General features: G+C 68.1%; 22 protein-coding genes. 14 read left to right on the plus strand and 8 right to left on the minus strand.

Translation table 11 applies throughout. The features are described 5' to 3' along the window. The first annotated feature begins 77 nt into the window (after positions 1-77). On the plus strand, positions 78-944 hold the full coding sequence (locus tag ACZ5M6_RS00565) for an ATP-grasp domain-containing protein (RefSeq protein ID WP_464159211.1): 867 nt from the start codon (positions 78-80) through the stop codon (positions 942-944). On the opposite strand, the gene ACZ5M6_RS00570 is transcribed toward ACZ5M6_RS00565, so the two are convergent. Beyond that, entirely contained in the window at positions 941-2,419 is a 1,479-nt protein-coding gene (locus ACZ5M6_RS00570) for a methyl-accepting chemotaxis protein (protein WP_054764019.1), read from the minus strand. The genes ACZ5M6_RS00565 and ACZ5M6_RS00570 overlap by 4 nt on opposite strands. Before the next feature lie 155 nt (positions 2,420-2,574). Here ACZ5M6_RS00570 and ACZ5M6_RS00575 point away from each other — a divergent pair, with 155 nt between their 5' ends. After that, positions 2,575-3,054 carry a MarR family winged helix-turn-helix transcriptional regulator gene (locus tag ACZ5M6_RS00575; RefSeq protein WP_054764020.1) on the plus strand — a complete coding sequence of 160 codons (480 nt, stop codon included), beginning with the start codon at positions 2,575-2,577 and terminating at the stop codon, positions 3,052-3,054. 6 nt (positions 3,055-3,060) lie between these two features. Here ACZ5M6_RS00575 and nth read toward each other — a convergent pair whose 3' ends face one another. Together nth and ACZ5M6_RS00585 are read right to left on the minus strand one after the other, a co-directional pair. After that, positions 3,061-3,819, minus strand: coding sequence for an endonuclease III (nth, locus tag ACZ5M6_RS00580; protein WP_464159214.1), 759 nt, complete (start codon positions 3,817-3,819; stop codon positions 3,061-3,063). Further along, the gene (locus tag ACZ5M6_RS00585; protein ID WP_464159216.1) at positions 3,816-5,117 is read right to left on the minus strand and encodes a flavin monoamine oxidase family protein; all 1,302 of its coding nucleotides are present in this window, start codon (positions 5,115-5,117) and stop codon (positions 3,816-3,818) included. The genes nth and ACZ5M6_RS00585 overlap by 4 nt, the downstream gene beginning before the upstream one ends. Before the next feature lie 123 nt (positions 5,118-5,240). Between ACZ5M6_RS00585 and ACZ5M6_RS00590 the strand changes: the two genes are divergently transcribed. The 5 genes from ACZ5M6_RS00590 to ACZ5M6_RS00610 are packed head-to-tail and all read left to right on the plus strand — an operon-like array spanning position 5,241 to position 9,822. Beyond that, positions 5,241-6,320 (plus strand): HlyD family secretion protein, encoded by a 1,080-nt coding sequence (locus tag ACZ5M6_RS00590; protein ID WP_464159218.1) that lies wholly within the window; start codon positions 5,241-5,243, stop codon positions 6,318-6,320. Next, positions 6,317-7,927 carry a DHA2 family efflux MFS transporter permease subunit gene (locus ACZ5M6_RS00595; protein WP_191554591.1) on the plus strand — a complete coding sequence of 537 codons (1,611 nt, stop codon included), beginning with the start codon at positions 6,317-6,319 and terminating at the stop codon, positions 7,925-7,927. Before ACZ5M6_RS00590 ends, ACZ5M6_RS00595 begins: the two co-directional genes overlap by 4 nt. Then, the gene (locus ACZ5M6_RS00600) at positions 7,927-8,541 is read left to right on the plus strand and encodes a TetR/AcrR family transcriptional regulator (RefSeq protein ID WP_054764025.1); all 615 of its coding nucleotides are present in this window, start codon (positions 7,927-7,929) and stop codon (positions 8,539-8,541) included. The genes ACZ5M6_RS00595 and ACZ5M6_RS00600 overlap by 1 nt, the downstream gene beginning before the upstream one ends. 25 nt (positions 8,542-8,566) lie before the next feature. Beyond that, entirely contained in the window at positions 8,567-9,352 is a 786-nt protein-coding gene (locus tag ACZ5M6_RS00605; RefSeq protein WP_464159221.1) for a creatininase family protein, read from the plus strand. A 38-nt stretch (positions 9,353-9,390) separates the two neighbouring features. Next, positions 9,391-9,822, plus strand: coding sequence for a phasin (locus tag ACZ5M6_RS00610; RefSeq protein WP_464159223.1), 432 nt, complete (start codon positions 9,391-9,393; stop codon positions 9,820-9,822). Between the two features lie 238 nt (positions 9,823-10,060). Here the strand turns inward: ACZ5M6_RS00610 and ACZ5M6_RS00615 are convergent, their stop codons facing one another. From ACZ5M6_RS00615 to ftsY, 5 genes are all read right to left on the minus strand, one after another. Continuing rightward, the gene (locus ACZ5M6_RS00615) at positions 10,061-10,423 is read right to left on the minus strand and encodes a DUF7668 domain-containing protein (protein ID WP_464160084.1); all 363 of its coding nucleotides are present in this window, start codon (positions 10,421-10,423) and stop codon (positions 10,061-10,063) included. Positions 10,424-10,622: 199 nt separating this feature from the next. Continuing rightward, a complete protein-coding gene (locus ACZ5M6_RS00620; RefSeq protein WP_152948959.1) occupies positions 10,623-10,898 on the minus strand; it encodes a YdeI/OmpD-associated family protein in 276 nt (91 codons plus the stop codon). A gap of 58 nt (positions 10,899-10,956) precedes the next feature. After that, positions 10,957-11,571, minus strand: a complete 615-nt coding sequence (locus tag ACZ5M6_RS00625; RefSeq protein ID WP_228185208.1) for a MarR family winged helix-turn-helix transcriptional regulator — start codon at positions 11,569-11,571, stop codon at positions 10,957-10,959. Between the two features lie 117 nt (positions 11,572-11,688). Further along, positions 11,689-12,339 carry an inner membrane-spanning protein YciB gene (locus ACZ5M6_RS00630; protein ID WP_464159226.1) on the minus strand — a complete coding sequence of 217 codons (651 nt, stop codon included), beginning with the start codon at positions 12,337-12,339 and terminating at the stop codon, positions 11,689-11,691. 1 nt (position 12,340) lies between these two features. Then, positions 12,341-13,276, minus strand: a complete 936-nt coding sequence (gene ftsY / locus ACZ5M6_RS00635; protein WP_464159228.1) for a signal recognition particle-docking protein FtsY — start codon at positions 13,274-13,276, stop codon at positions 12,341-12,343. A gap of 465 nt (positions 13,277-13,741) precedes the next feature. Between ftsY and ACZ5M6_RS00640 the strand changes: the two genes are divergently transcribed. From ACZ5M6_RS00640 to ACZ5M6_RS00670, 7 genes are all read left to right on the plus strand, one after another. After that, a complete protein-coding gene (locus tag ACZ5M6_RS00640; RefSeq protein WP_464159230.1) occupies positions 13,742-13,954 on the plus strand; it encodes a ParD-like family protein in 213 nt (70 codons plus the stop codon). Next, positions 13,951-14,712, plus strand: coding sequence for a type I methionyl aminopeptidase (gene map, locus ACZ5M6_RS00645; protein WP_464159232.1), 762 nt, complete (start codon positions 13,951-13,953; stop codon positions 14,710-14,712). Before ACZ5M6_RS00640 ends, map begins: the two co-directional genes overlap by 4 nt. A 241-nt stretch (positions 14,713-14,953) precedes the next feature. Then, positions 14,954-17,008 (plus strand): NAD(+) synthase, encoded by a 2,055-nt coding sequence (locus ACZ5M6_RS00650; protein WP_464159234.1) that lies wholly within the window; start codon positions 14,954-14,956, stop codon positions 17,006-17,008. A gap of 221 nt (positions 17,009-17,229) precedes the next feature. After that, entirely contained in the window at positions 17,230-17,454 is a 225-nt protein-coding gene (locus ACZ5M6_RS00655) for an alkylphosphonate utilization protein (protein ID WP_152948964.1), read from the plus strand. Positions 17,455-17,497: 43 nt separating this feature from the next. Then, complete coding sequence (locus ACZ5M6_RS00660; protein ID WP_183218338.1) at positions 17,498-18,628, plus strand: CobW family GTP-binding protein; 1,131 nt, start codon at positions 17,498-17,500, stop codon at positions 18,626-18,628. A gap of 67 nt (positions 18,629-18,695) precedes the next feature. After that, positions 18,696-19,586, plus strand: coding sequence for a hypothetical protein (locus tag ACZ5M6_RS00665; RefSeq protein WP_183218336.1), 891 nt, complete (start codon positions 18,696-18,698; stop codon positions 19,584-19,586). Continuing rightward, positions 19,583-21,988 carry a hypothetical protein gene (locus tag ACZ5M6_RS00670; protein WP_464159237.1) on the plus strand — a complete coding sequence of 802 codons (2,406 nt, stop codon included), beginning with the start codon at positions 19,583-19,585 and terminating at the stop codon, positions 21,986-21,988. Before ACZ5M6_RS00665 ends, ACZ5M6_RS00670 begins: the two co-directional genes overlap by 4 nt. Positions 21,989-22,014: the final 26 nt, after the last annotated feature.

The following is a 22,014-nucleotide window of genomic DNA, read 5'->3' on the forward strand; positions in this document are numbered from 1 at the left end:
GTTGAAGACCGGCACGTCACCCGAAAACCTATAAGGAAGCCCTTATATGTATCGGCCGGTTGCGATAGGCAGGGCGCATGACCCGGATCGCCGTCCTGACCCCCGACCCCGCCGACAAATCCTACATCGGCCGCTGGCCCGAGGTGTTGGCGCGTCTGAAGGCCACGCTGGAGACGACCGGCGCAGAGATCACGCCCACGCCCTGGACCGACCATGTCGAGGACGCCTCGGGGCTGGAGGGCCATGACCTGATCCTGCCGGTCATCGCCTGGGGCTATCACCGCGACCACGCCCGCTGGCTGAAGGCCTGCGCGACCTGGGCGACGGCCGGCCTGCCGATCGCCAATGCGGCCTCGGTCCTGGGTTGGAATTCGGACAAGACCTATCTGGCCCGGTTGGCGGACAGGGGCGTGCCCATTCCCCCGACCCGCTGGAGCGAGGCGATCACCCAGGACCAGGTGGACGCCGCCTTCGCCGAAACCGGCGCCCCGACCCTCATCATAAAGCCGACGGTGTCCGCTGGCGCCTTCCGCACCCTGCGCCTGACGCCGGGACAGCCCCTGACCGAGGCGCCGGAAGGTCCGGCCATGATCCAGCCCTATCTGAAGTCGATCGAGACCGAGGGCGAGACCTCCCTGCTCTTCTTCGGCGGCCGGTTCAGCCATGCGGTCAACAAGCGGCCGGTCCCCGGCGACTTCCGCATCCAGATCCAGTTCGGCGGCCTCTACACGACCGTGACGCCCGACGCGGCGGCCATGGCCCTGGCCGAACAGGTGCTGGCGGCGGTCGAGGAACCGCTGCTCTACGCCCGCATCGACCTGGCGCGCGACGACGCCGGGGCCTGGGTGCTGATGGAGGCCGAACTGATCGAGCCCGACTTCTATCTGGACCATGACCCGGCGAACGGCGCCGGGTTCGCCCAAGCGGCTCGAAACCGCCTTTAGAAGGCTTGCCACTCGCCTGCCGCAGCGACCAGACGCGGGCGAGGGCGCAGGGTCTCGGCGGCGAAGGCTTCGATCCGGGCCTGGGCTTGGCGGATCGGCGCGGGTGCCGCCTCGCCTTGCCCCTCGGACAGTCGGAACCGGCCGACCAGTTCGGCCAGGTCGGTCGCCTCGCGGTCGAGGCTCAGGCTGGCGGCCGTCGATTCCTCGACCATCGCAGCATTTTGCTGAGTGACCTGGTCCATGTCATTGACGGCGTTGTTGACCTCGGCCAGGGCCACGGCCTGTTCCTGGGTCGAGGCGCGGATTTCGGCCATCAGGTGCGTGACGTCGTGGATGCGCGTGGCGATGCCCGAAAGCGCCTCGCCCGATTCCCGCACCAGTTTGACGCCGGACTCGACCTGAGCGCTGGAGGTGGAGATCAAGGCCTTGATCTCGCGGGCCGAGTCGGCGGACCGCTGGGCCAGGGCGCGGACCTCGGAGGCCACGACCGCAAAGCCGCGACCAGCCTCGCCCGCCCGGGCCGCCTCGACCCCGGCATTGAGCGCCAAAAGATTGGTCTGGAAGGCGATCTCGTCGATGACGCCGATGATCTGGCCGATCTGGGCGGAGGAGGCCTCGATCTGCTCCATGGCGGAAACGGCGCGCTGAACCACTGCTCCGCCGGTCTCGGCCTGGGTGCGGGTCTGGCCCACGACCGCATCGGCGGACTGGGCGTTCTCGGCTGTCCGGCGCACGGTGGCGGTGATCTGGTCCAGGGCGGCGGCGGTCTCTTCCAGTCCGGCGGCCTGACGCTCGGTGCGGCGCGACAGGTCTTCGGCGGCGCTGCTGATCTCATTGGCGCCGGACTGCATGGAGGCCGCATTGACGCGAATGACCGCCACCGCCTGATCCAGGGCGGCGATCGCTCGATTGAAGTCTTCGCGCAGAACCGCATAGTCGCCGGGGAAGGCGTCGGTGATCCTGTAGGACAGATCGCCGGCCGCCAGGGCGGACAGGGCGCGCCCGGTCGATTGGACCACCGAGGCCTGAACCTGGGCGGCGAGACGGTCCGCCTCCAGACGCCGCTCGCGCTCGGCCTCGACGGCGGTGATGTCGGTGGCGAACTTGACCACCTTGCACGGCTTTCCGTCGATGTCGAAGATCGGATTGTAGCTGGCCTCGATGACCACGCGCGCGCCGTTCTTGGCGTAGCGGACGAACTTGTCGGCGATGAATTCGCCCGCATTCAGCCGGCGCCACAGGTCGGCGTAGGCGGGCGTATTGGCGTCTTGCGGATCGACGAAGATGCGGTGGTGGGCGCCCTGCACCTCGTCCAGGCGGTAGCCCATCACGGATAAAAAGTTCTCGTTCGCCTCCAGGATCGTCCCGTCCAGGGCGAATTCGATGACCGCCTGCGACCGCTTCAGCGCCGCGACCATGCCGGTCAGTTCCTGAAGCTCTTGTTGCTGGCGACGCTTCTGCGCTGTGCCGAACATTCCACACTCCTGTGTCTTCGTCGGAGGGTTATCGGCGAGATTGCCTAATGATTGATTATATCAAATTTGATATTTTTGATTTTTTCAGGTTTTGTGCTTAACAACCTGTGTTTGGGTGCGAACTCGCGCACCCGCGGCGGCTCGAGGAGGGCGAAATGGCGAAGGCGCAGATTGGTTCCGACGGGTTCCGCGATCTGGAGATCGACGCCCAGCTGTGCCTGGCGCTTCAGACCGGAGCCAGTCTGGTGACGCGCATCTATCGACGTCTGCTCGACCCCCTGGGTCTGACCCACCCCCAATATCTGATCCTGCTGGCCCTGTGGGAGAGCGGGCGTCCCCTGACCATGGGCGAGATTGGTCGGCGCACGCACATGGAGACCGGCGCCCTGACGCCTCAGGTCAAGCGGATGGAGGCGTCCGGCCTTCTGACCCGGCGACGCGACGCCGAGGACGAGCGTCGGGTCTGGGTCGAGCCCACCGAAGCGGGCTGGTCCCTGCGTGAGAAGGTGCTGGGCGTGCGTTGCCAGGTGGTGGAGCGCCTCCCCTTGTCCGGCGCCCAGATCGCCGAACTGCGCGCCATCCTGCAGACGATGAATGCGGATATGGAAGCCGCAGAGGCGGCGAACGCCGCCTGAAGCCCCTCAGGGCGCCGCCTCGCCCAGAGCCGCCAGCCCCGCCCGCGACGGACACAGGTCGGCGATGACGCAGGCCAGGCATTTGGGCCGGCGCGCCGTGCAGGTGTAGCGGCCGTGCAGGATCAGCCAGTGGTGGGCCTTGGGCAGCCATTGCTCCGGCACGACCTGGAACAGCTGGGCCTCCACCTTGTCCGGCGTATTGGCGTTGGCCAGGCCCAGCCGGTGCGAGACGCGGAAGACATGGGTGTCCACGGCGATGGCCGCCTCGATCCCCAGTTCGTTCAGCACCACCGAGGCGGTCTTTCGCCCCACGCCGGGCAGGGCCTGAAGATCGGCCCGGTTCAGCGGAACCTCCCCCCCGTGCTTCTCCAGCACCAGACGCGACAGGGCGATGACGTTCCTCGCCTTTCCCCGATACAGGCCGATGGAGGCGATGTAGGGAACCAGCCCCTCCTCCCCGAGAGCCAACATCTTCTGCGGCGTGTCGGCGACCTGGAACAGCCTGTCGGTGGCCTTGTTGACCGCGACGTCGGTGGTCTGGGCCGACAGGGCGACGGCGACGACCAGGGTGAAGGGATTGGAGAAGTTCAGCTCGGTCTTCGGCTCGGGCATGATCCCGGACAGCCGCTCGAAAATGGTCTCGACCCGGTCCTCGTCCGGGGGCCAGCGCAGCACCGGAACCGAGGCGCCGGTCATAACCGCCGGGCGTTTGGGACCGGGCGTCTTGGCCTTGGCGGCGGGTTTTTGGGCCTTGGTCGGCGTCATGCCTCGCTGTCGCCGTCGTCGCGGCGCGGGTCAAGACCCAGGATCGTCAGGGCGGCGTCCGCCGCCCGCTCACCCTCCATCCAGGCGCCGTGGGCCGTGCCGTAATAGACCGGCGCCGTCGCCTCGCCCGCCAGGAAGATCCGGTCCTCGACCGCGATCCGCAGCTTCGCCCGGTCCCCCGCATGGCCCGGCAGGGCATGGGAATAGGCGCCGCGCGACCAAGGATCGACGCCCCAGTTCGACACCGCCGCAGCCTCCAGCCGCCGCCTCATGTTGGACCCCAGGGCCGCGACCAGTTCGGACACGGCGAAGTCGACCAGGGCGGCGGGCCCCTGCGCCTCCAGCCCCCAGGCCAGGTCGGCGCCGAAATAGGCTTCTATCATCGGCCGTCCGAACGGTCGCAGATGATAGCCGCCGGTCTCGGCCGTGTCGGTCCGCGTCCACAGCTGGGTGTCGGGCTGGAAGTCGCCCGCACCCCGCACCGTCATATGCACCTTGGACGCCAGGCCCAGGGGCACGCCCGCCGTCGCCTCCAGCCAGGCGGGAACCGGCGGATCGATCCGCACAGCCTCGCTGGCGATCAGGCTGTTGGGGACCGTCAGGATCACGGCCCGCGCCGTCAGCTCGCCCCGGCTGGTCTCCAGCCGCAAAAGGGGGCCGGAGCGGTCGATGCGCCGCACGGCGCAGTCGCGCACCACGGCGTCCGACACCGCCTCGCCCAGCCAGGCGACCAGCCGGCCATACCCCTCGCGCACTCGCCAGTTCACCCCGGTGTCGCCATAGGCGTCGTAGTCCAGGCTGGACACCTCGGCGAACCGCGCCCCGTTCAGGGCGCCCGAGATGGCGTCCATCCGGGCGTTCCAACGGCAGTCGGGGTCGAAGAAGTCGGAGGCGGGCCGGTCTTCACCCCGCGCCGCCGCTTCGCTTACGCGCTGATCGAAGGCCGCGAAGGCCTCGCCGAACTCGGCCAGGTCGGCGCGCGTAATCTCGTGATCGAAGGCCTGGGTCCGCCACGGCGGCGGGGTCCGGTCCAGGGTCAGGCCCTCGGCCTCCACCCGCCGGGCCAGGACATTGTCGTCGGCCGAGTGCAGCCAGCCGCAGCCCATGTCCAGGCCCTCGCCTTCGACCTGGGCCGTCCAGGCGCGCCCGCCGATCCGGTCGCGCGCCTCCAGCACCAGAACCGACAGGCCGGGCCGCACCAGCCGCCGCGCGGCGGCGATCCCCGCCGCCCCTGCCCCGACGACCGCCACATCGACTTCGGACGGCAGGGGATTCGAAGCTCGGGCGCGGTCGGTCATGAGGCGAGGACATACACGAAAACCAGGCGTGATCGGGCTTCTGGCGATTGGAGATTGATTTTTGGACGGCGACGTCCATTTTAGCGCCGCTTCAAAACGCCGCACCCTCCCCCGGATGTCCCCATGTCCCCTGAACTGAAGAAACGCCTGCCGCTGTTCGCCGCGATCCTCGTCGGTCTCGCCCTGATCGCGGGCGGGATCGTCTGGTGGCTGAACGGCCAGAGGTGGGAGAGCACCGACAACGCCTTCGTCCAGGCCGACACCACCCTGGTCAGCCCCCAGCTGGCCGGCCGGGTGACCGAGGTCCTGGTCGGCGACAACCAGCGGGTCGAGGCCGGTCAGGCCCTGGTCAAGCTGGACGACAGCGACCAGCGCGCCGAACTGATCCGCGCCGAAGCCAATCTTCAGGCGGCCATCGCCGCCGTCGGCAATGTCGACGCCCAGGCCGAGCAGGAGAAGGCGACCGTCGCCGCCCGCGCCGCCGCCGTGGCCCAGGCCCGCGCCCAGGCCGGCCTGGCCCGCGCCGAGGTCGACCGCTACGGCAAGCTGGCCCAGCAGGGCTGGGTCTCGCAGCAGCGGATCCAGACCGAACGCGCCACCGCCGTCACCGCTGACGCCGCCGTGGCCCAGGCCCAGGCCGCCCTGGTCGCCGAACAGCGCACCGCCGGGGTGCTGGGCTCAACCCGCGAACAGAGCGTCGCCGCCGTCGAACAGGCCCGCGCCCAGGTCGAAAAGGCCCGCATCGCCCTGGACCGCACGGTGATCCGCGCGCCCATCGCCGGCGTCGTCGGGGCCCGCAGCGTCCGCCCCGGCCAGTTCGTCAACGCCGGAACCCAGCTGCTGTCGATCGTGCCCCTGACCCGGACCTATATCGTCGCCAACTTCAAGGAGACCCAGCTGGACCGGATGCGGCTGGGCCAAACCGTCGAGATTTCCGCCGACGCCTTCCCCGGCCGCAAGATCGAAGGCCGGATCGACAGCTTCGCCCCCGCCACCGGTTCCGAATTCGCCCTGATCCCGGTCGAGAACGCCACCGGCAACTTCACCAAGATCACCCAGCGCATACCTGTTCGGATCGTCGTCAGCGGCGCCGACCGGAACCTGGCCCTGCGCCCCGGTCTGTCGGTGGACGTCAAGGTGGACCTGAAGAGCCAGGGCGGCGCGAGCTTCGCCGAAGCCTCCATCGCGGCCCCCCGCCCGTGACCGCCGCAGCCCCAGCCGCCTCAGGCGGGGCCCCGTCCGACGCCAGGGCCCCCGTCGCCGGCCATCCCGAGATCAACTGGACCATGCTGCTGCTCGGCTTCGCCGGCATGGTGGTGGGCCAGTTCATGGCCATCCTCGACATCCAGATCGTCGCCGCCTCCCTGCCCCAGATCCAGGCCGGGGTCGGCGCCTCGGCCGACGAGATCAGCTGGATCCAGACCGCCTATCTGATCCCCGAGGTCGTCATGATCCCCCTGTCGGGCTTCCTGTCACGGCTGTGGGGCACCCAGCGGCTGTTCCTGGCGTCCTGCGCCGGCTTCGTCCTGATGAGCGTGGCCACCGGCCTGTCGACGTCCATCGACATGATGATCCTGTTCCGGGCCATCCAGGGCTTCGTCGGCGGGGCCATGATCCCGACCGTTTTCGCCGTGGCCTTCACCGCCTTTCCGCCGGACAAGCGGGTCACGGCCAGCGTGGTCATGGGCCTGATCGTCACCCTGGCCCCCACCGTCGGCCCGACGCTCGGCGGCCACCTGACCGAGTGGCTCAGCTGGCGCTGGCTGTTCTTCATCAATGTGGGGCCGGGCCTGCTGGTCCTCTTCCTGGTCGGACGGTACGGGAACTTCGACAAGGGCGACCCGTCCCTGGCCAAGGGGTTCGACTGGTGGGGCCTGGGCCTGATGGCCGCCTTCCTGATGTCGATGCAATATGTGCTCGAGGAGGGGGCCAAGAACGACTGGTTCGACGACACCCATATCCTGATGCTGACGGTCGTCGCCGCCGTGGCCGGGCCGATCTTCGTCTGGCGCTCCCTGACCTATCGCCAGCCGATCGTCGAGCTGCGCGCCTTCGGCAACCGCAACTTCCTGGTCGGCTTCGTCATGACCTTCACGGTCGGCTTCGCCCTGTTCGGCGGCACCTTCCTGTTGCCCCTCTTCCTGGGGCGGGTGCGGGAGTATTCGTCGTCGGAAGTGGGCACGACCATGGTCGTCTCGGGTCTTGCGATGTTCGCCACCGCCCCCTTCGCCGGGCGCCTGGTGCGCCGGATGGACGCGCGGATCCTGATGTTCGGCGGCTTCATGCTGTGCGCCTGGGGCATGTGGGAGGCGCGGATCGTCACCGACGACTGGGGCTTTTGGGAATTCGCCTCGGTCCAGGCCTTCCGCGGGGTCGGCGTCATGCTGGCCATGATCGCCTCGCAGCAGGTGACCATGGCCACCCTGCCGCCGCACATGGTCAAGAACGCCTCGGGCCTGGTCAACCTGTCGCGCAATGTCGGCGGCGCCTTCGGCCTGGCGATCCTGAACACCGGCCTGACCACAAATACCGCCATCCACATGGGCGAACTGACCAGCGGCATCACCCAGGGCGACCAGGCCATGCGCAACATGATGGCCGGCATGGCCCAGCGCTTCGCCGGCACCATCGACCCGGCCGCTTCGGCGATGAAGGCCGTCTATGGCATCCTGCAGAAACAGGCCACGACCATGGCCTTCGGCGACGCCTTCGCCTTGCTGGGCATCATGTGCGCCGGCGCCGCCTTCGTCACCCTGCTGGCCCAGCCGGTCAAGGCCCAGCCGGGCGCGCCCCCTTCGGACGCCCACTGATGGCGCGCCGCCGGGGCCAGGTCGACGAGAAGAAGAGCGAGGCCATACTGGAGGCAGCCGCCGCCCTGTTCGCCGAGAAGGGCCTGTCGGCTTCGATGGAGGAGATCGCCCGTCTCGCCGGGGTGTCGAAACAGACGGTCTACAACCGCTTCGCCTCCAAGCTGGAGATCGCCCGGGCCATGGCGAACCAGAAGGCCGAGGCGATCGTGGCCCCGCTGCGATCCAGCGGATCGCCCCTGGTCGTGCTCGAAGCCTTCGCCCAAGGCCTGCTGACCCTGGTCTGCCACCCGGACAAGGTCAGTTCGATGCGCGGCGTGGTGCTGCTGTCGGCCGATGCGCCAGAACTGGCCCAGACGGTCTATGAGGCCGGGCCGCGCCGCAGCCTGAGCCTGCTGTCGGCCTGGCTGGCCGAACAGACCCGCGCCGGTCGGCTGAACACGCCTAACCCCGACGAGGCGGCCGAGATGTTCACCGGCCTGGTCCTGGGTCACGCCCATCTGCGGTCTATGCTGAACGTGCCCCAGATCGACGATGAGCGCCGCGCCCATCGCGCCCGAGAAGCCGCGAGGATCTTCGTCACGGCCTATGCGCCGACGCTGGATCAAGCTAGGTGAGACGGTCGCGTAAAGGAGTTCGCCCATGCTGATCCACCTGTCGTCCTGGCCCGAGATCGACGCCCGCATCGCCTCTGACCAGCCCCTGTCCAAGACGGTCGTGGTTCCCATCGGCTCCAATGAGCAACACGGCCCGACAGGTCTGCTCGGCACCGACTGGCTGTGCCCCGAGATCATCGCCCATGAGGCCGAGCGCGCCGACGCCGCCCTGACGGTGGCGCCGACCTTCAACATCGGCATGGCCCAGCATCACCTGGCCTTCGCCGGCACCATCAGCTTGCGTCCCTCCACCTTCATGGCGGCCATCACCGACTGGGTCTCGTCGCTGAGCCGGCACGGGTTCGAGCGGATCTATTTCCTCAACGGCCACGGCGGAAACGTCGCCACCATCGAGGCGACCTTCTCTGAAATCTACGCCGAATGGAGCTTCATGGAGGAGGAGCCGCCCTTCGTGCTGAAGCTGAAGAACTGGTGGGACCTGCCGGGCGTCCAGGCCCTGTGCAACGACATCTTCCCCACCGGCCACGGCATGCACGCCACCCCGTCCGAGATCGCCGTGACCCAGGCCGCCTATCCCGACCGGATCAAGACGGCCGACTACAGCCCTCAGATCGCGCCCAGCGGCCCGATCCGCGACGCCCTGGATTATCGCGCCCGCTTCCCCGACGGCCGCATCGGCTCCGACCCGGCCCAGGCCAGCCCCGAAAAGGGCCGCCGCATCATCGATCTGGCGGTCCCCGCCCTCCTGTCCGACGTCGCGGCCTTCGCCGCCGAGACGCGGCCCCAAGCCGTGTCGGGAGCCGGGTTCTGAGCCGCAGGGCCCGCGTCCCCGCCGCCGTCGCGCCGGCGGTGCTGGGCGCCGAACTGCTGAACGCCTCGGCCCAGGTGATCGCCGCCCGCACCGGGCGAATGGTTCAGGGGCTGACCGATCCGGCCGGACAGGATCTGGCCGAGCTGTCGCTGATGACGACCGAGAAGACCGAGGCCCTGGCCGCCTCCGCCGCCGCCCTGTCGGTTCGCGCGGGCGCCGTGGGCGAACGCCTGGGCCAGGCGGCCCTGGACGAGGGGGCGCGGGCGATGCAGGCCGCGACCGAGATCGCCTGCGCCCTGACCCCCGCCGCGGCCGCCCAGGCCCAGTTCCGCTACGCCCTGGGCTGGTGGAGCCGCGCCGCCGGCCAGACCCTGACCCTGAGCGCCGAACTGACCCAGGCCCAGACCGCCGCCCTGACCCCCATCCACAAGACCGCCGTCGCCAACGCCAAACGGCTGAGGAAGACGTAGGGCGACGCTTGTCTCCTCCCCGCTTGCGGGGAGGGGGACCGCGAAGCGGTGGAGGGGGCCTCTCCGCCCCCCGCTTCGTCATCCTCGGGCTTGACCCAAGGACCGGGCGCCGATCGGGCGCTGCGCCAAGATCATCGCACCAGCGGCGGACCGCTCGATCCTCGGGTCAAGCCCGAGGATGACGACTTGGGGTCCAAAGGCGGACATTGCGAAGGACTGTTTGGGGTGGGAAGCAGACTCAGGGCACGTGCACCGACCAGACTTCGATTAGACCTTTCTCGCCATCGGCTCGGGCGTGGAGGACCAGATCGCTGACTGGCTCTTCGGTGGTGCTCAGATCAATCAAGAACTGCCAGTTCGGGCTGTCCCAAACGTAGATCGACCGTTCCCAAACCTCCTCGCTCAGAGGGGCGAGCGTGGCCCCGTAGGCGTTGATATGCTCCGCGATGAAATCGCCCAAGCGCCCGTCTATCGGCGCGACCCCGTCGAGCCTGGGGTTAGAAAGCTGAAAATCTCCAGCTACCAGTGCGCCTACCAAGTCCCGAAAACGAGGCCGAAGCCCTTCCGGTATCGGGTGCTCTTTGTCATCTCGTGCAAGCATGAGCCCGACGATGAAGTGGGAAGGCAACGTCCGCAACGGGTCGATTTGCGAAATCAACGTCTGACCTCACAACGGACGCTGCCGCGCTCTCCTGTCTCCTCCCCGCTTGCGGGGAGGGGGACCGCGAAGCGGTGGAGGGGTTCTGGACGCCGCAGAGGCCGGCCTTGCGATTTGGACGGGACGCGGACCCGAAGGCCGCCTAAGCCGCGCCCGTCCCCTTCTCGCGATGAGGGCACCCCGGCCAGCAGCAGGGGCGGCGCTTGCCGTCGCTCAGGTTCTCGCGGCCCCAGTCGATCCGCTTCAGCCGGGTCTCGGTCTTCTTCGCCGACTCGACCCAGCAAATCCATTCGTTGCGGGCCAGGGGCGTGATCGACATCCAGGTGGCGCAGGCGGCGACGTCACGGCTCACCGCCTCCGCCAGATCGGCGGGCAGGTCATGAACCACGCCTCCGGGCAGGTCTGTCGGATCAGCCATGCCGGGAGGGTCTCAGCCCCTGGCGTGCGACGCAAGCCGTTTCGCCGCCTCCCCGCCGTCAGGCGACCTCGACCACCTTCAGCCTGGGCTTCTTGGCCTTGCCGGGCTTGGCGGGGCGGACGGCCTTCTTGGCGGCCTTTTCGGCCTTCTTGGCTTCCTTCTCGGCCAGTTTCGCGGCCTTCTTGGCGGCCTTGGCCTCAGCCTTAGCGGCGTCGGGGGCGGCGTCGGCGGCGGCGGCCAGCTCGGCCAGCTGGTTCAGGAAGATTTCGCGCTGGCCCTTGGGCAGCAGGGCCATGATCCGTTTGTCGGCGGTCTCGACCAGGGGACGGGCGGCCTCCAGTCGGGCGGCGCCCTCCGGCGACAGGCGAACCGCCTTGGCGCGGGCGTCCAGGGTCGAGCGTTCGCGCTCCAGGAGGCCCTTGGCGGTCATCCGCGTGACCAGATCCGCCAGGGTCGAACGGTCGATGCCGGTCATCCGAACCAGTTCGGTCTGGGTCAGGCCGGCCTTCAGCGAGGCGGCCTCAAGCACGGCGAACTGGCGCTGGGTCAGGCCGTCGGGGCCCATTTCCTCGGAATAGATGTCCAGCGCCAACTGCAAGGCCCGGTGCATCAGATGGCTGGGCGAGGTTCCAAGCGGCCCGACCTTCCGCGCCGCCTTGCCAGACTTGACCATATCGACCGTCCCCCGAGTGTCTTTCGTCCGCATGCGTATCAGCGGGGCTTTACGATTTGACGCGAGAAGTATGTCGGTTACGCGACATTTTGTCTGTAAGCTCCCGTCATTCCGCCATCAGAGGCCGGGATCGGGCGAGATCGGACCCGGCTCTTCGTCCTTGATCATATTCTTCATGATCAGCGGCACCTGGGACAGGCCGAACAGGGAGGCGGCGATCCACAGAACGCCCCGGAAACTGGTCCAGACGTCGTTGGGATTGGGCGTCTCACGCCCCAGAGCATGCCAGACGGCCGTGACGGCCTCAGGGCTGCGGAACACCTCGTTCAACAGGGCGACGGCCAGGAAATAGAGGCCGTAGCGCAGGGTCAGGGTGCGCCAGGCGGCGTCATTGACCCGGAGGGCCGAGCCCAGCAGGGCCTTGAACGGATATTTCTTCAGCGGGATGGAGCCCAGCAGCACCACGGCCAGAAGCCCGTTCTGAACCGTCAGCTTCAGCTTCACATAGAGGTCGTCGTGGGTGAACAGGGTCAGCATGCCGAACACCAGGGCGAACAGGCCGGTGATCAGCGGCAGGGGCGCGAAGCGCCGCTCCACCGCATAGCCGACGACCAGGGCCAGGGCCGAGGCGCCGACCAGGACCCAGGTCGCGAAGATCATGTCGCGGGTGGTGAAATAGCTGATCATGAAGGCGGCGAGCGCCCCGAAATCGACCAGCTGGCGGATCCACTGGCGGTTCTTGGGCTCGGGGGCGGGGGCGTCGGTCATCTCAGTCCTCCAGCCCCACCAGGGAGCGCGAAAAGGCGCGGGCGTCGAAGGGTTGCAGATCCTCCACCCCCTCGCCCACGCCGATCAGCATCAGGGGGGCGTCGGACGCCTGGGCCACGGGCACCAGCACCCCGCCCCGCGCCGTTCCGTCCAGCTTGGTCATCACCACCCCGGTGACGAAGGCGGTGCGGCCGAAGATCTGTTCCTGGGCCAGGGCGTTACGGCCCACGGTGGCGTCCAGCACCAGAAGGGTGTCATGCGGGGCGTCCGGATCGACCTTCTTCAGCACCCGCACGATCTTCAGCAGTTCGTCCATCAGGGCCGACTTGTTCTGCAGCCGCCCGGCCGTGTCGATCAGGACCACGTCGAACCCCTCGGCCCGCGCCCGGGTATAGGCGTCAAAGGCCAGGCCCGCCGCATCGGCCCCGTCGCGGCGGCTCTCGAAATGGGCGCCGGCCCGTTCTGCCCAGACCTTCAGCTGTTCGCGGGCCGCGGCGCGGAAGGTGTCGCCGGCGACGATCATCACCTTGGCGCCCTTGGCCGTCAGATCGGCGGCGATCTTGCCCAGGGTCGTCGTCTTGCCCGAGCCGTTCACCCCGACGAACAGGACCACATAGGGTTTGGGGCCGGACAGGGGATCAAAGGTCGCCTGACGCGGCGCCAGTTCGGCGGCGACCGCCTCGGCCAGGGCCTCCTTGACCTCGCGTTCGGGGGCGTCCTTGCCGAACTTTAGGGAACGGAACCGCTCGACGATGCGGGCGGTGGCGGCTGGGCCAAGGTCGCTTTCCAGCAGATGCTCTTCCAGCTGCTCCAGCGAAGCCTCGGACAGGGGCTCCTTGACGAAGGCGGAGACGACCTGGTCGGTCATCTGTTTGGAGGAGCGGGAGAGCCCTTGCGACAGGCGCTGGAACCAGCCCTTTTTCGGCGTATCGGTCATGACAGGGCTTTAGCTCCCGCAAGCCCCGGCGTCACCCGCATTCGCGACGTCGGACGATCCGCCGCCTTGCGGCAGGGGCGGGCGCCGGAAAAACAGTGTCCGATGTGTCCGATGTGTCCGGTGGGGCGGATCGCCCCTCTCCCGCCTGCGGGAGAGGCAGGCCGGCGTTCGGCGCCGCCGAACCGGGGGCGGAGAGGGCAGGCGCGGGAAGGTCGGCGACGCGGCCTCGGCGCGCGAAAAGCAGTGTCCGATGTGTCCGATGTGTCCGATTGCCTCTCCCCTCCGTCGCTATTCGCATTATGCGCCGGTGGGGCGGGGCGAACGGTCGATTGGCTCCAGCAGCTGCAACCGGTTGATATTGCAGAGGCGACGTCGCATCGGACCTGGGGACCTCCCGCGCCGGCTTGCGCCGCGCCGAGAGGGAGAGATATACGAAACATATTCGAATCATATCAGGGCCATCCCATGGGCATCGTCAATATCGAGGATGATCTGCACGAACAGCTGCGGCGGGCCAGCAAGGCCTCCTATCGGTCGATCAACGCCCAGGCCGCCTTCTGGATCAGGCTGGGCATGTTGTGCGAGACCCATCCGGGGATGAGCTTTCAGGAGCTGATGGCGCGCGAGCTGCGGGCGGCGGGGGTGGAGACGCCGAACCTGTCGGGCGCGGCGGCGTGACCAAGACCCCGGCCGAGATCGCCCTGATGGCCGAGGCGGGGCGGCGGCTGGCCCAGGTCTTCACCCATCTGGACGGCCTGCCCCTGGAGGGGATGAGCACCCTGGAGATCAACGACCGGGTCGAGGCCTTCATCGTCGATGAGCTGAAGGCGCGACCGGCCAGCAAGGGTCAGTACGGCTACGGCTTCGTGCTGAACAGTTCGCGAAACGCCGTGGTCTGCCACGGCGTGCCCTCGGCGGACGAGGTGCTGAAGGACGGGGACATCGTCAATCTGGACATAACGCTTGAGAAGGACGGCTTCATCGCCGATTCGTCCAAGACCTATCTGATCGGCTCGGTCGGACCCCAGGCGCGCAGGCTGGTGCGCACCACCTATGAGGCCCTGTGGAAGGGGATCAGGGCCGTGCGGCCCGGCGCCCGGCTGGGCGACATCGGCTTCGCCATCGAACGCCACGCCAAGACGGCCGGCTATTCGGTCGTGCGCGACTACTGCGGCCACGGCATCGGGCGCGAGATGCATGAAGAGCCCCAGGTGCTGCATTTCGGCCAGGCCGGGACCGGCCTGCCCCTGAAGGAAGGCATGGTCTTCACCATAGAGCCGATGCTGAACCAGGGCGTGCGCACCGTGCGGACCGAGGACGACGGCTGGACGGTGACGACGGCCGACGGCAAGCTGTCGGCCCAGTTCGAACATACGGTGGCGGTGACGGCCAACGGGGTGCGGGTGCTGACCCTGAGGCCGGACGAGGCGCGGTGAAGCCGTCTGAAATCCTCCCCCTCTGGGGGGAGGTGGATCGACGCGAAGCGGCGAGACGGAGGGGGCGTGAAGCGTCTGGCAGCGGTGCGGCGTCGCCCCCTCCACCGCCTACGGCGGTCCCCCTCCCCCAAGGGGGGGGGGGGGGGGGGGGGAGGAATGGGGCCGCCGAACCATTCCCGCCGTACGTCATTCCCCGCTATAGAGGTCCGGCCGGCGCGGGCCGGGTGATGCGGACGATGCGATGACCGAGAGCCACCCCTTTTTCTCGCCCAAGACCCACGGCTTCGTGCGGGTGGCGGCGGCGACGCCGGTCAGCCATGTGGGCGATCCGGTCGAGAACGCTCAGGCGCATCTGGCCCTGATCCGGCAGGCGGCGGACCAGGGTGTGGACCTGATGGTGTTTCCGGAGCTGTCGCTGTCCGCCTATGCGATCGACGACCTGCACATGCAGGCGGCCCTGCTGGACGAGGTGGAGCGGCAGGTCGCGGTCCTGGCCCAGGCGACCGGGGGGGCGACGGCCGAGCATGAGCTGATCGCCGTGGTCGGGGCGCCGCTGCGGCAGGGGGACGCCCTGTTCAACTGCGCCGTGGTGATGGGCGGGGGCGAGGTGCTGGCCGTGGTGCCCAAGACCTATCTGCCCAACTATCGGGAATATTACGAGAAACGCTGGTTCGCCCCGGCGACGGCGCGGACCGACGACGTGATCCGGCTGAACGGGGAGACGGTGGATTTCGCGCCGGGCCTGGTGTTCGAGGCCGTCAATCGGCCCGGCTTCGTCTTTGCGGTCGAGATCTGCGAGGACTATTGGGCGCCCCTGCCCCCCTCGACCCGGGCGGCCCTGGCGGGGGCGCGCATCCTGCTGAACCTGTCAGCCTCCAACATCGTCATCGGCAAGGCGGACGAGCGGGCCATGCTGAGCGCCAGCCATTCGGCCCGGACCCTGTCGGCCTATGTCTTCGCCGCCTCGGGCTGGGGCGAATCGACCACCGACCTGGCCTGGGACGGTCAGGCGACCATCCACGAGCTGGGGTCCAAACTGGCCGAGGGCGAACGGTTCGCCCTGGAGAACCATCTGACGATCGCCGACGTGGACGTGGACCGGATCGGCCTGGACCGGCTGAGAAACGGCACCTTCGCCGACTGCGCCCGCAACGAGGGGGAGGCCGCGGCGGTCGTGCCCTTCATGGCGCGCGAGGACGTGGTGGAGAGCGAGTTGATCCGGCCGCTGGACCGCTTCCCCTTCGTGCCGGACGAGGCCGGACGGCTGGACCAGGACTGCTACGAAGCCTTCAACATCCAGGTCCAGGGCCTGATGCGACGGATGGCGGCGACGAACGGAGAGCGCCTTGTGATCGGCGTCTCGGGGGGGCTGGATTCGACCCAGGCCCTGCTGGTCGCGTGCCGGGCCTTCGACCGGATGAACCTGCCGCGGTCGAACATACTGGGCTTCACCATGCCGGGGTTCGCGACGTCCGAGGGCACCAAGTCCAACGCCTGGGCCCTGATGAAGGCCCTTGGGGTGACGGGGGCCGAGATCGACATCCGCCCGGCCGCCGAACAGATGTTCAAGGACATCGGCCACCCCTATGCGGCGGGCGAACCGGTGCATGACATCACCTTCGAGAATGTGCAGGCGGGCTTGAGGACCGACTATCTGTTCCGCCTGGCCAACCAGAACCGGGCCTTCGTGCTGGGGACCGGCGACCTGTCGGAACTTGCCCTGGGCTGGGCCACCTATGGCGTCGGCGACCATATGAGCCACTATAATGTCAACGGCGGGGTGGCGAAGACCCTGATCCGCCACCTGATCCGCTGGGTGGCCGATCGCGAACTGGTCGGCGCCGAGGCGAGCCCGACGCTGCACGCCATTCTGAACACCGAGATCTCGCCCGAACTGGTCCCCGCCAAGGACGGGGCGATCCAATCGACCGAAGGGACGGTCGGCCCCTATGCGCTGAACGACTTCTTCCTGTTCTACATCAGCCGCTTCGGCATGACGCCGTCCAAGGTCGCCTTCCTGGCGCATCAGGCCTGGGGCGAGGCCGGCGCCGGACACTGGCCCGCCAATACGCCCGACGATGAAAAGGTCGAATACGACCTGGCGACCATCAAGGCCTGGCTGCGGAAATTCCTGATCCGCTTCTTCCAGACCGCCCAGTTCAAACGCTCGGCCCTGCCCAACGGCCCCAAGGTGGTGACCGGCGGCTCCCTGTCGCCGCGCGGCGACTGGCGCGCCCCGTCGGACGGCAATGCGCGGGTCTGGCTGGGCGAGCTGGACGCGAACGTGCCGGATTAACTGTTTCCTCCCCGCTTTGCGGGGAGGTGGCTCGGAGCATAGCGGAGAGACGGAGGGGCTCTTTACGCCTCCAGTTCTCTGTTCTTCTCGCGGACCAAACCCCTCCGTCACGGCGCTGAAGAAGCGCCGCGCCACCTCCCCACGATGTGGGGAGGAGACACTGTTCAATAGCCGTATCTTTAGCGTGGATATTTGGCGATCCCCTCGCTAGAAGCTTGGCCATGACCGAAGACGTGACCAAAGACTCCAACGGCAACATCCTGGCCGACGGCGACAACGTGACCCTGATCAAGGATTTGAAGGTCAAGGGCTCGGGCGGGGTGACGCTGAAGCGCGGGACCCTGGTCAAGAACATCCGCCTGACCGGCGACCCCGACGAGATCGAGGCCAATGTCGAGAAGGTGCGCGGCCTGGTCCTGCGCACCGAGTTCGTCAAGAAGGCTTAAGGCCCCTCTTTCCAAACGGAACCTCAGCCGCCATCTAGCGGCCATGACCGACACCCTCGACGCCCCCGTCTCGACCGCCGCCCCCCAGGGTTCGGGCGGCAAGATCCCCGTCACCGTCCTGACCGGCTATCTCGGCGCGGGCAAGACGACGCTGCTGAACCGGATCCTGACCGAGGATCACGGCAAGCGTTACGCCGTCATCGTCAATGAGTTCGGCGAGATCGGCATCGACAACGACCTGGTCGTCGGCGCCGACGAGGACGTGTTCGAGATGAACAACGGCTGCGTCTGCTGCACGGTGCGCGGCGACCTGATCCGGGTGGTTGCGGGCCTGATGAAGCGGCAGCGTCCCGGCAAGCCGGCCTTCGACGCCATCATCGTCGAGACCACGGGCCTGGCCGACCCCGGCCCGGTGGCCCAGACCTTCTTCGTCGACGAGGACGTCAAGGCCAAGACCCAGCTGGACAGCGTCACCACCCTGGTCGACGCCAAGCACGTGATGGCGCGGCTGGACGACTCCAAGGAGGCGCGCGAACAGGTGGCCTTCGCCGACCGGATCATCCTGAACAAGGTCGATCTGGCGACCCCGGAAGAGATGGAGGCGGTCGAGGCCCGTCTGCGGGCGCTGAACCCCCTGGCGCCCATCGTCCGGGCCGAACGGTCGAACGTGCCGCTGGATCAGGTGCTGGGCCTGGGCGCCTTCGACCTGGACCGGATCCTGGAGGTCAAGCCGGACTTCGTGAACCCGCCGCACGGCGCCGAGGGCCATGTGCATGACGAACACTGCGGCCATGACCACCATCATCATGACCATGACCATGACCATGATCATCATGATCATGACCACAGCCACGGGGCGCGCGGTCACGCCCACCAGGACGACATCAAGGGGATTTCCCTGTCGCTGGACCGGCCGCTGGACGGCGCGAAGTTCACCGCCTGGCTGGACCGTCTGCTGGGCGAACAGGGTCAGAACATCCTGCGCGCCAAGGGCATCATCGACCTGAAGGGCGAAGACCGCCGCCTGGTCTTCCAGGCCGTCCATATGATCCTGGAGGGCGACCTGCAGCGCGAATGGGGCGAGAACGAACGCCGCTGGAGCCGCGCCGTCTTCATCGGCCGCGATCTGGACGAGGCGGAGCTGAAGGCCGGGTTCGAGGCCTGCGCGGCCTGAACCGTCCGGCGGGCTTGCGTCGCCCGCGCGCCCCATGCCAACTGGCCGTTGTTTGGGGGCGGGACCGTTGGAACAGCACAGTCAGCCGGATCTGACGATCGACCTGGGTTCGGGCGTGCGCGCCCTCGCCTCGGCCGATCCGGATTCGTCGATCCTGACCCGCTTCTTCGAAGGCTATGACCGGGCCTTCGTCCTGCCGGACGAGCGCGAGGATTTGGCGGGTTTTCGCAAATGCCTGGCCCTGAACCGGACGCATCGCCGGGCGTTCGGCCGCACCCACTGCGAACTGGTTGCGGTGCTGGAGGACGAAGGCGGCGCGCGTCTGGGCGGGATCAACTTCCTGGCCACCGCCGTCAACCGGGCCTCGGCGCCGGACATCGCGGTCGCATTGAACTATGTCTATGTCGAGGAGGCGGCGCGGGGGCGCGGCCTGCTGCGCCTGGCGCTTTCGGCGGTGCGCCGACTGGCGACCCAGGCCCTGGACGCCGGTCCGAACGCCCAGACCGCCGTCTTCATCGAACAGAACGACCCCTTGCGCCTGACGCCCGAGGAGGCCGCCGCCGACACCCTGCGTTCGGGCCTGGATCAGGTCGATCGACTGGCGATCTGGGCGCGGATGGGAGCCGAGGTGGTGGACTTTCCCTATGTCCAGCCGGCCCTGTCGGCGGATCAGGACGATGAGGACGGGCTGATCTACGCCGCCGTCGACTATCCGGGCGAGGCGGTGGATGCGGGTCTGCTGCACGACCATCTGGAGAGCTTCTTCAGGATTTCGGTGCTGAAGGGCGAGGCCGGACCGCCGGGCGGAGCGGCCGAGCGCCAGATCGCCGACCTGGCCGCGCGCCGGGAGCCGGCGGCCCTGTTGCCGATGACCCCGGCCCTGGCGCGGCTGCGGTCCGGCCGGGGGACGGGGTTCGACAGTTTCCGGGACTTGGCGAGGGAGGCCGCAGGTCGATGACGGTGCGAGGCGAGCGGCCGGAGACGGACGACTATGAACAGGCGCGCTCGGGCGCCCTGTATTGGACCCTGTCGCTCTATATCGGGCCGGATCGGGTGGCCGAGGCCCTGAATCTGGCGCCCGGAGAGCGGATCGAGCCGCCCGTCTTTCGCCGGACCCAGAGGAACCATCTGCCGTCCCTCGCCCTGGGCCACGCCATCGACCCCCTGATGAACGACATCGCCGATCGCGAAATCCGGGGCGAGTTGCAGGAGTTCCTGCTGTCCACGGCGGACGATGCGGGAATCAAGAACCTGGACGAGGCTGCGCTGGCCATCCGAAGCCATGAAGACCTGATCTTCAGCCTGCCCAAGTCCGTCTCCTGGACCACCGAGGGGGTGCGGTTTCACGCCCATCCGCCCGGAATGGACGATGACCGGCTGGTGCGGCTGCGCCGGTTCTGGCTGTCCCACAACGACGGCTCCCTGAGCTACCACCTCAGCTTCAGCCACTATTACGGCGGCGGCTATGTGGATGCGGAGGGTCGCCGGCGCTCGGGCTACGACCCCTCGACCTATTATTTCCTGTCCCTGCTGCAGAAGCTGGCCGCGCCCAAGGAATATGTGCTGGACCCGCAGCGCCTGAAGCCTGCCGAGGCCGATCCCCACCCCTTCCTGGACGTCTTCAGCGAGACCAAGCTGGACATCGGTCCTTTGGACGACATCAGGGTAAGGCGAGCGACCGGCCCTGAGGGCCAGGCCCCGGTCCAGGTTGAGGCCCAGCGGTTCTGGCCGTTCGTCAGGACGGTGTTCGAGCGCGACGCCGTCCGCCTGTTCCCCCGTCTGGCGGCGGAACTCGATCCCTCCAAGCCGCCCAGGCCCGGTTTCGAAACCCGTCTGCTGGAACTGGCGCCCGTCATGGAGACGCCGGGGCTGAAGGCGCCCAAGTCGCGCTTCATGTTCATGCTGCACGACGAACGCTTCTTCGACCGGCTGATGCCGGTGGACGAGGCGACGAAGATCCCGGCGCCGCGCAAGCGGATGGTGCAGCCGCTCTGTTACGACCCGTATCAGGACCGCATCCGCGCCCTGACCAAGCCCGTGAACGGCCGACCGCCCAAGGCGGTGCATCTGGGCGCCCCGCCCGCAGGGACCAAGGCCGGCGAAAGGGCTGATCCTGAGTTCTGGAACTGGGTCGAGCGCCGGGCGGACTATGAGGCCGCCTTGGAAGACGGGGTCTTCGTGCGTCGCAATCCGACGCCGGACCCGGCGCGCGGCGACGAAGGCCGGTGGCTGCCGATCTCGGACAGGGCGACGCCGCAGGCGCGGATGGCGGATTTCGTCGAGGCGATGCGGACCGGCCAGGCCGTCCAGATCAAGGCTTTTCGCAAGCCGGACGAAGCCGAGGCGCGCCCCCGGCTGGAGACGCCGATCGAGCATCACCTTCCCGCTTTCGAAATCGCGCGGGCGGACTGTCTGGACTATCTGTTCCTGGCGGGATTCAACCAGAACATCATAGACTTCATGAACCAGGACACCTCGGAGATCCTGGACAGCATCGACCCCATCTATCCCGACAGTTCCGAACAGAGCGACGAGCGGTTCTTCGTCCGCTACGCCAACCACCGGGCCATGATCACCTATGTGCCCAAGAGCCGCAGCCTGGAGATCGGCAACGACTATATCGGCGCCTGCCCCTACGCCTTCCTGATCCACGCCCTGGCCCTGCACAACGAGTTCCTGGCGCGGGAGCATGAGCAGAAGACCATGGCCCGGATCGATCGGATCGAGGCCCTGGTGGACGAGCGCGCGCCCGCCGACGATCCCCGCATCCGCGCCCTGGCGGATCGGGAGCCGCTGGACGGCGAGGACCGGCTGAGCCAGGCGGAGTTCGCCATCAACCAGGCCAAGCTGGCCGAGTTCGCCCAGTACGAAAGGTTCAGACACGCCAATCCCTTCCGTTACGACACCGAGCGGGACGTGTTCAAAAAGCTGGAGGAGCTGCGGGGCGTCAGCCGCAAGAACAAGGCCCTGTCCCTGGCGATCCAGAGCCTGGAGGACCACGCCAGCGACCTGGCCCGCCGCCAGCAGAAGCGGGCGGATGCAGCCCAGGCGGCGGCCGAGCGCAAGCAGAAGGATGCGGAAGAGGCGGCGGCCAAACGCGGCCGTCATCTGAACTTCCTGCTCAGCATGACCGGCGTGTTCGGCGCGGGGCAGATGTTCTACTGGATCGGCGAGAAGGCGGCCGGCGGAGAAGGCAAGGACGCGGAGCCGGCGCGTCAGTTGTTCGGGCTTCTGCCCTCGGCCCCCTGGGCGGGAAACTTGATCCTGTCTTTAACAGAAGGGCTGATGACCGTCGCGCTCATCCTGTTCTTCGTTCACCTGGGACGATGGGGCTACGCCGTTTTCGCCAAAAAGGGCTGATCCCGGCAGCCTGAAACCCCCAGGCC

This window comes from Brevundimonas sp. Br13 (genome assembly GCF_055391505.1).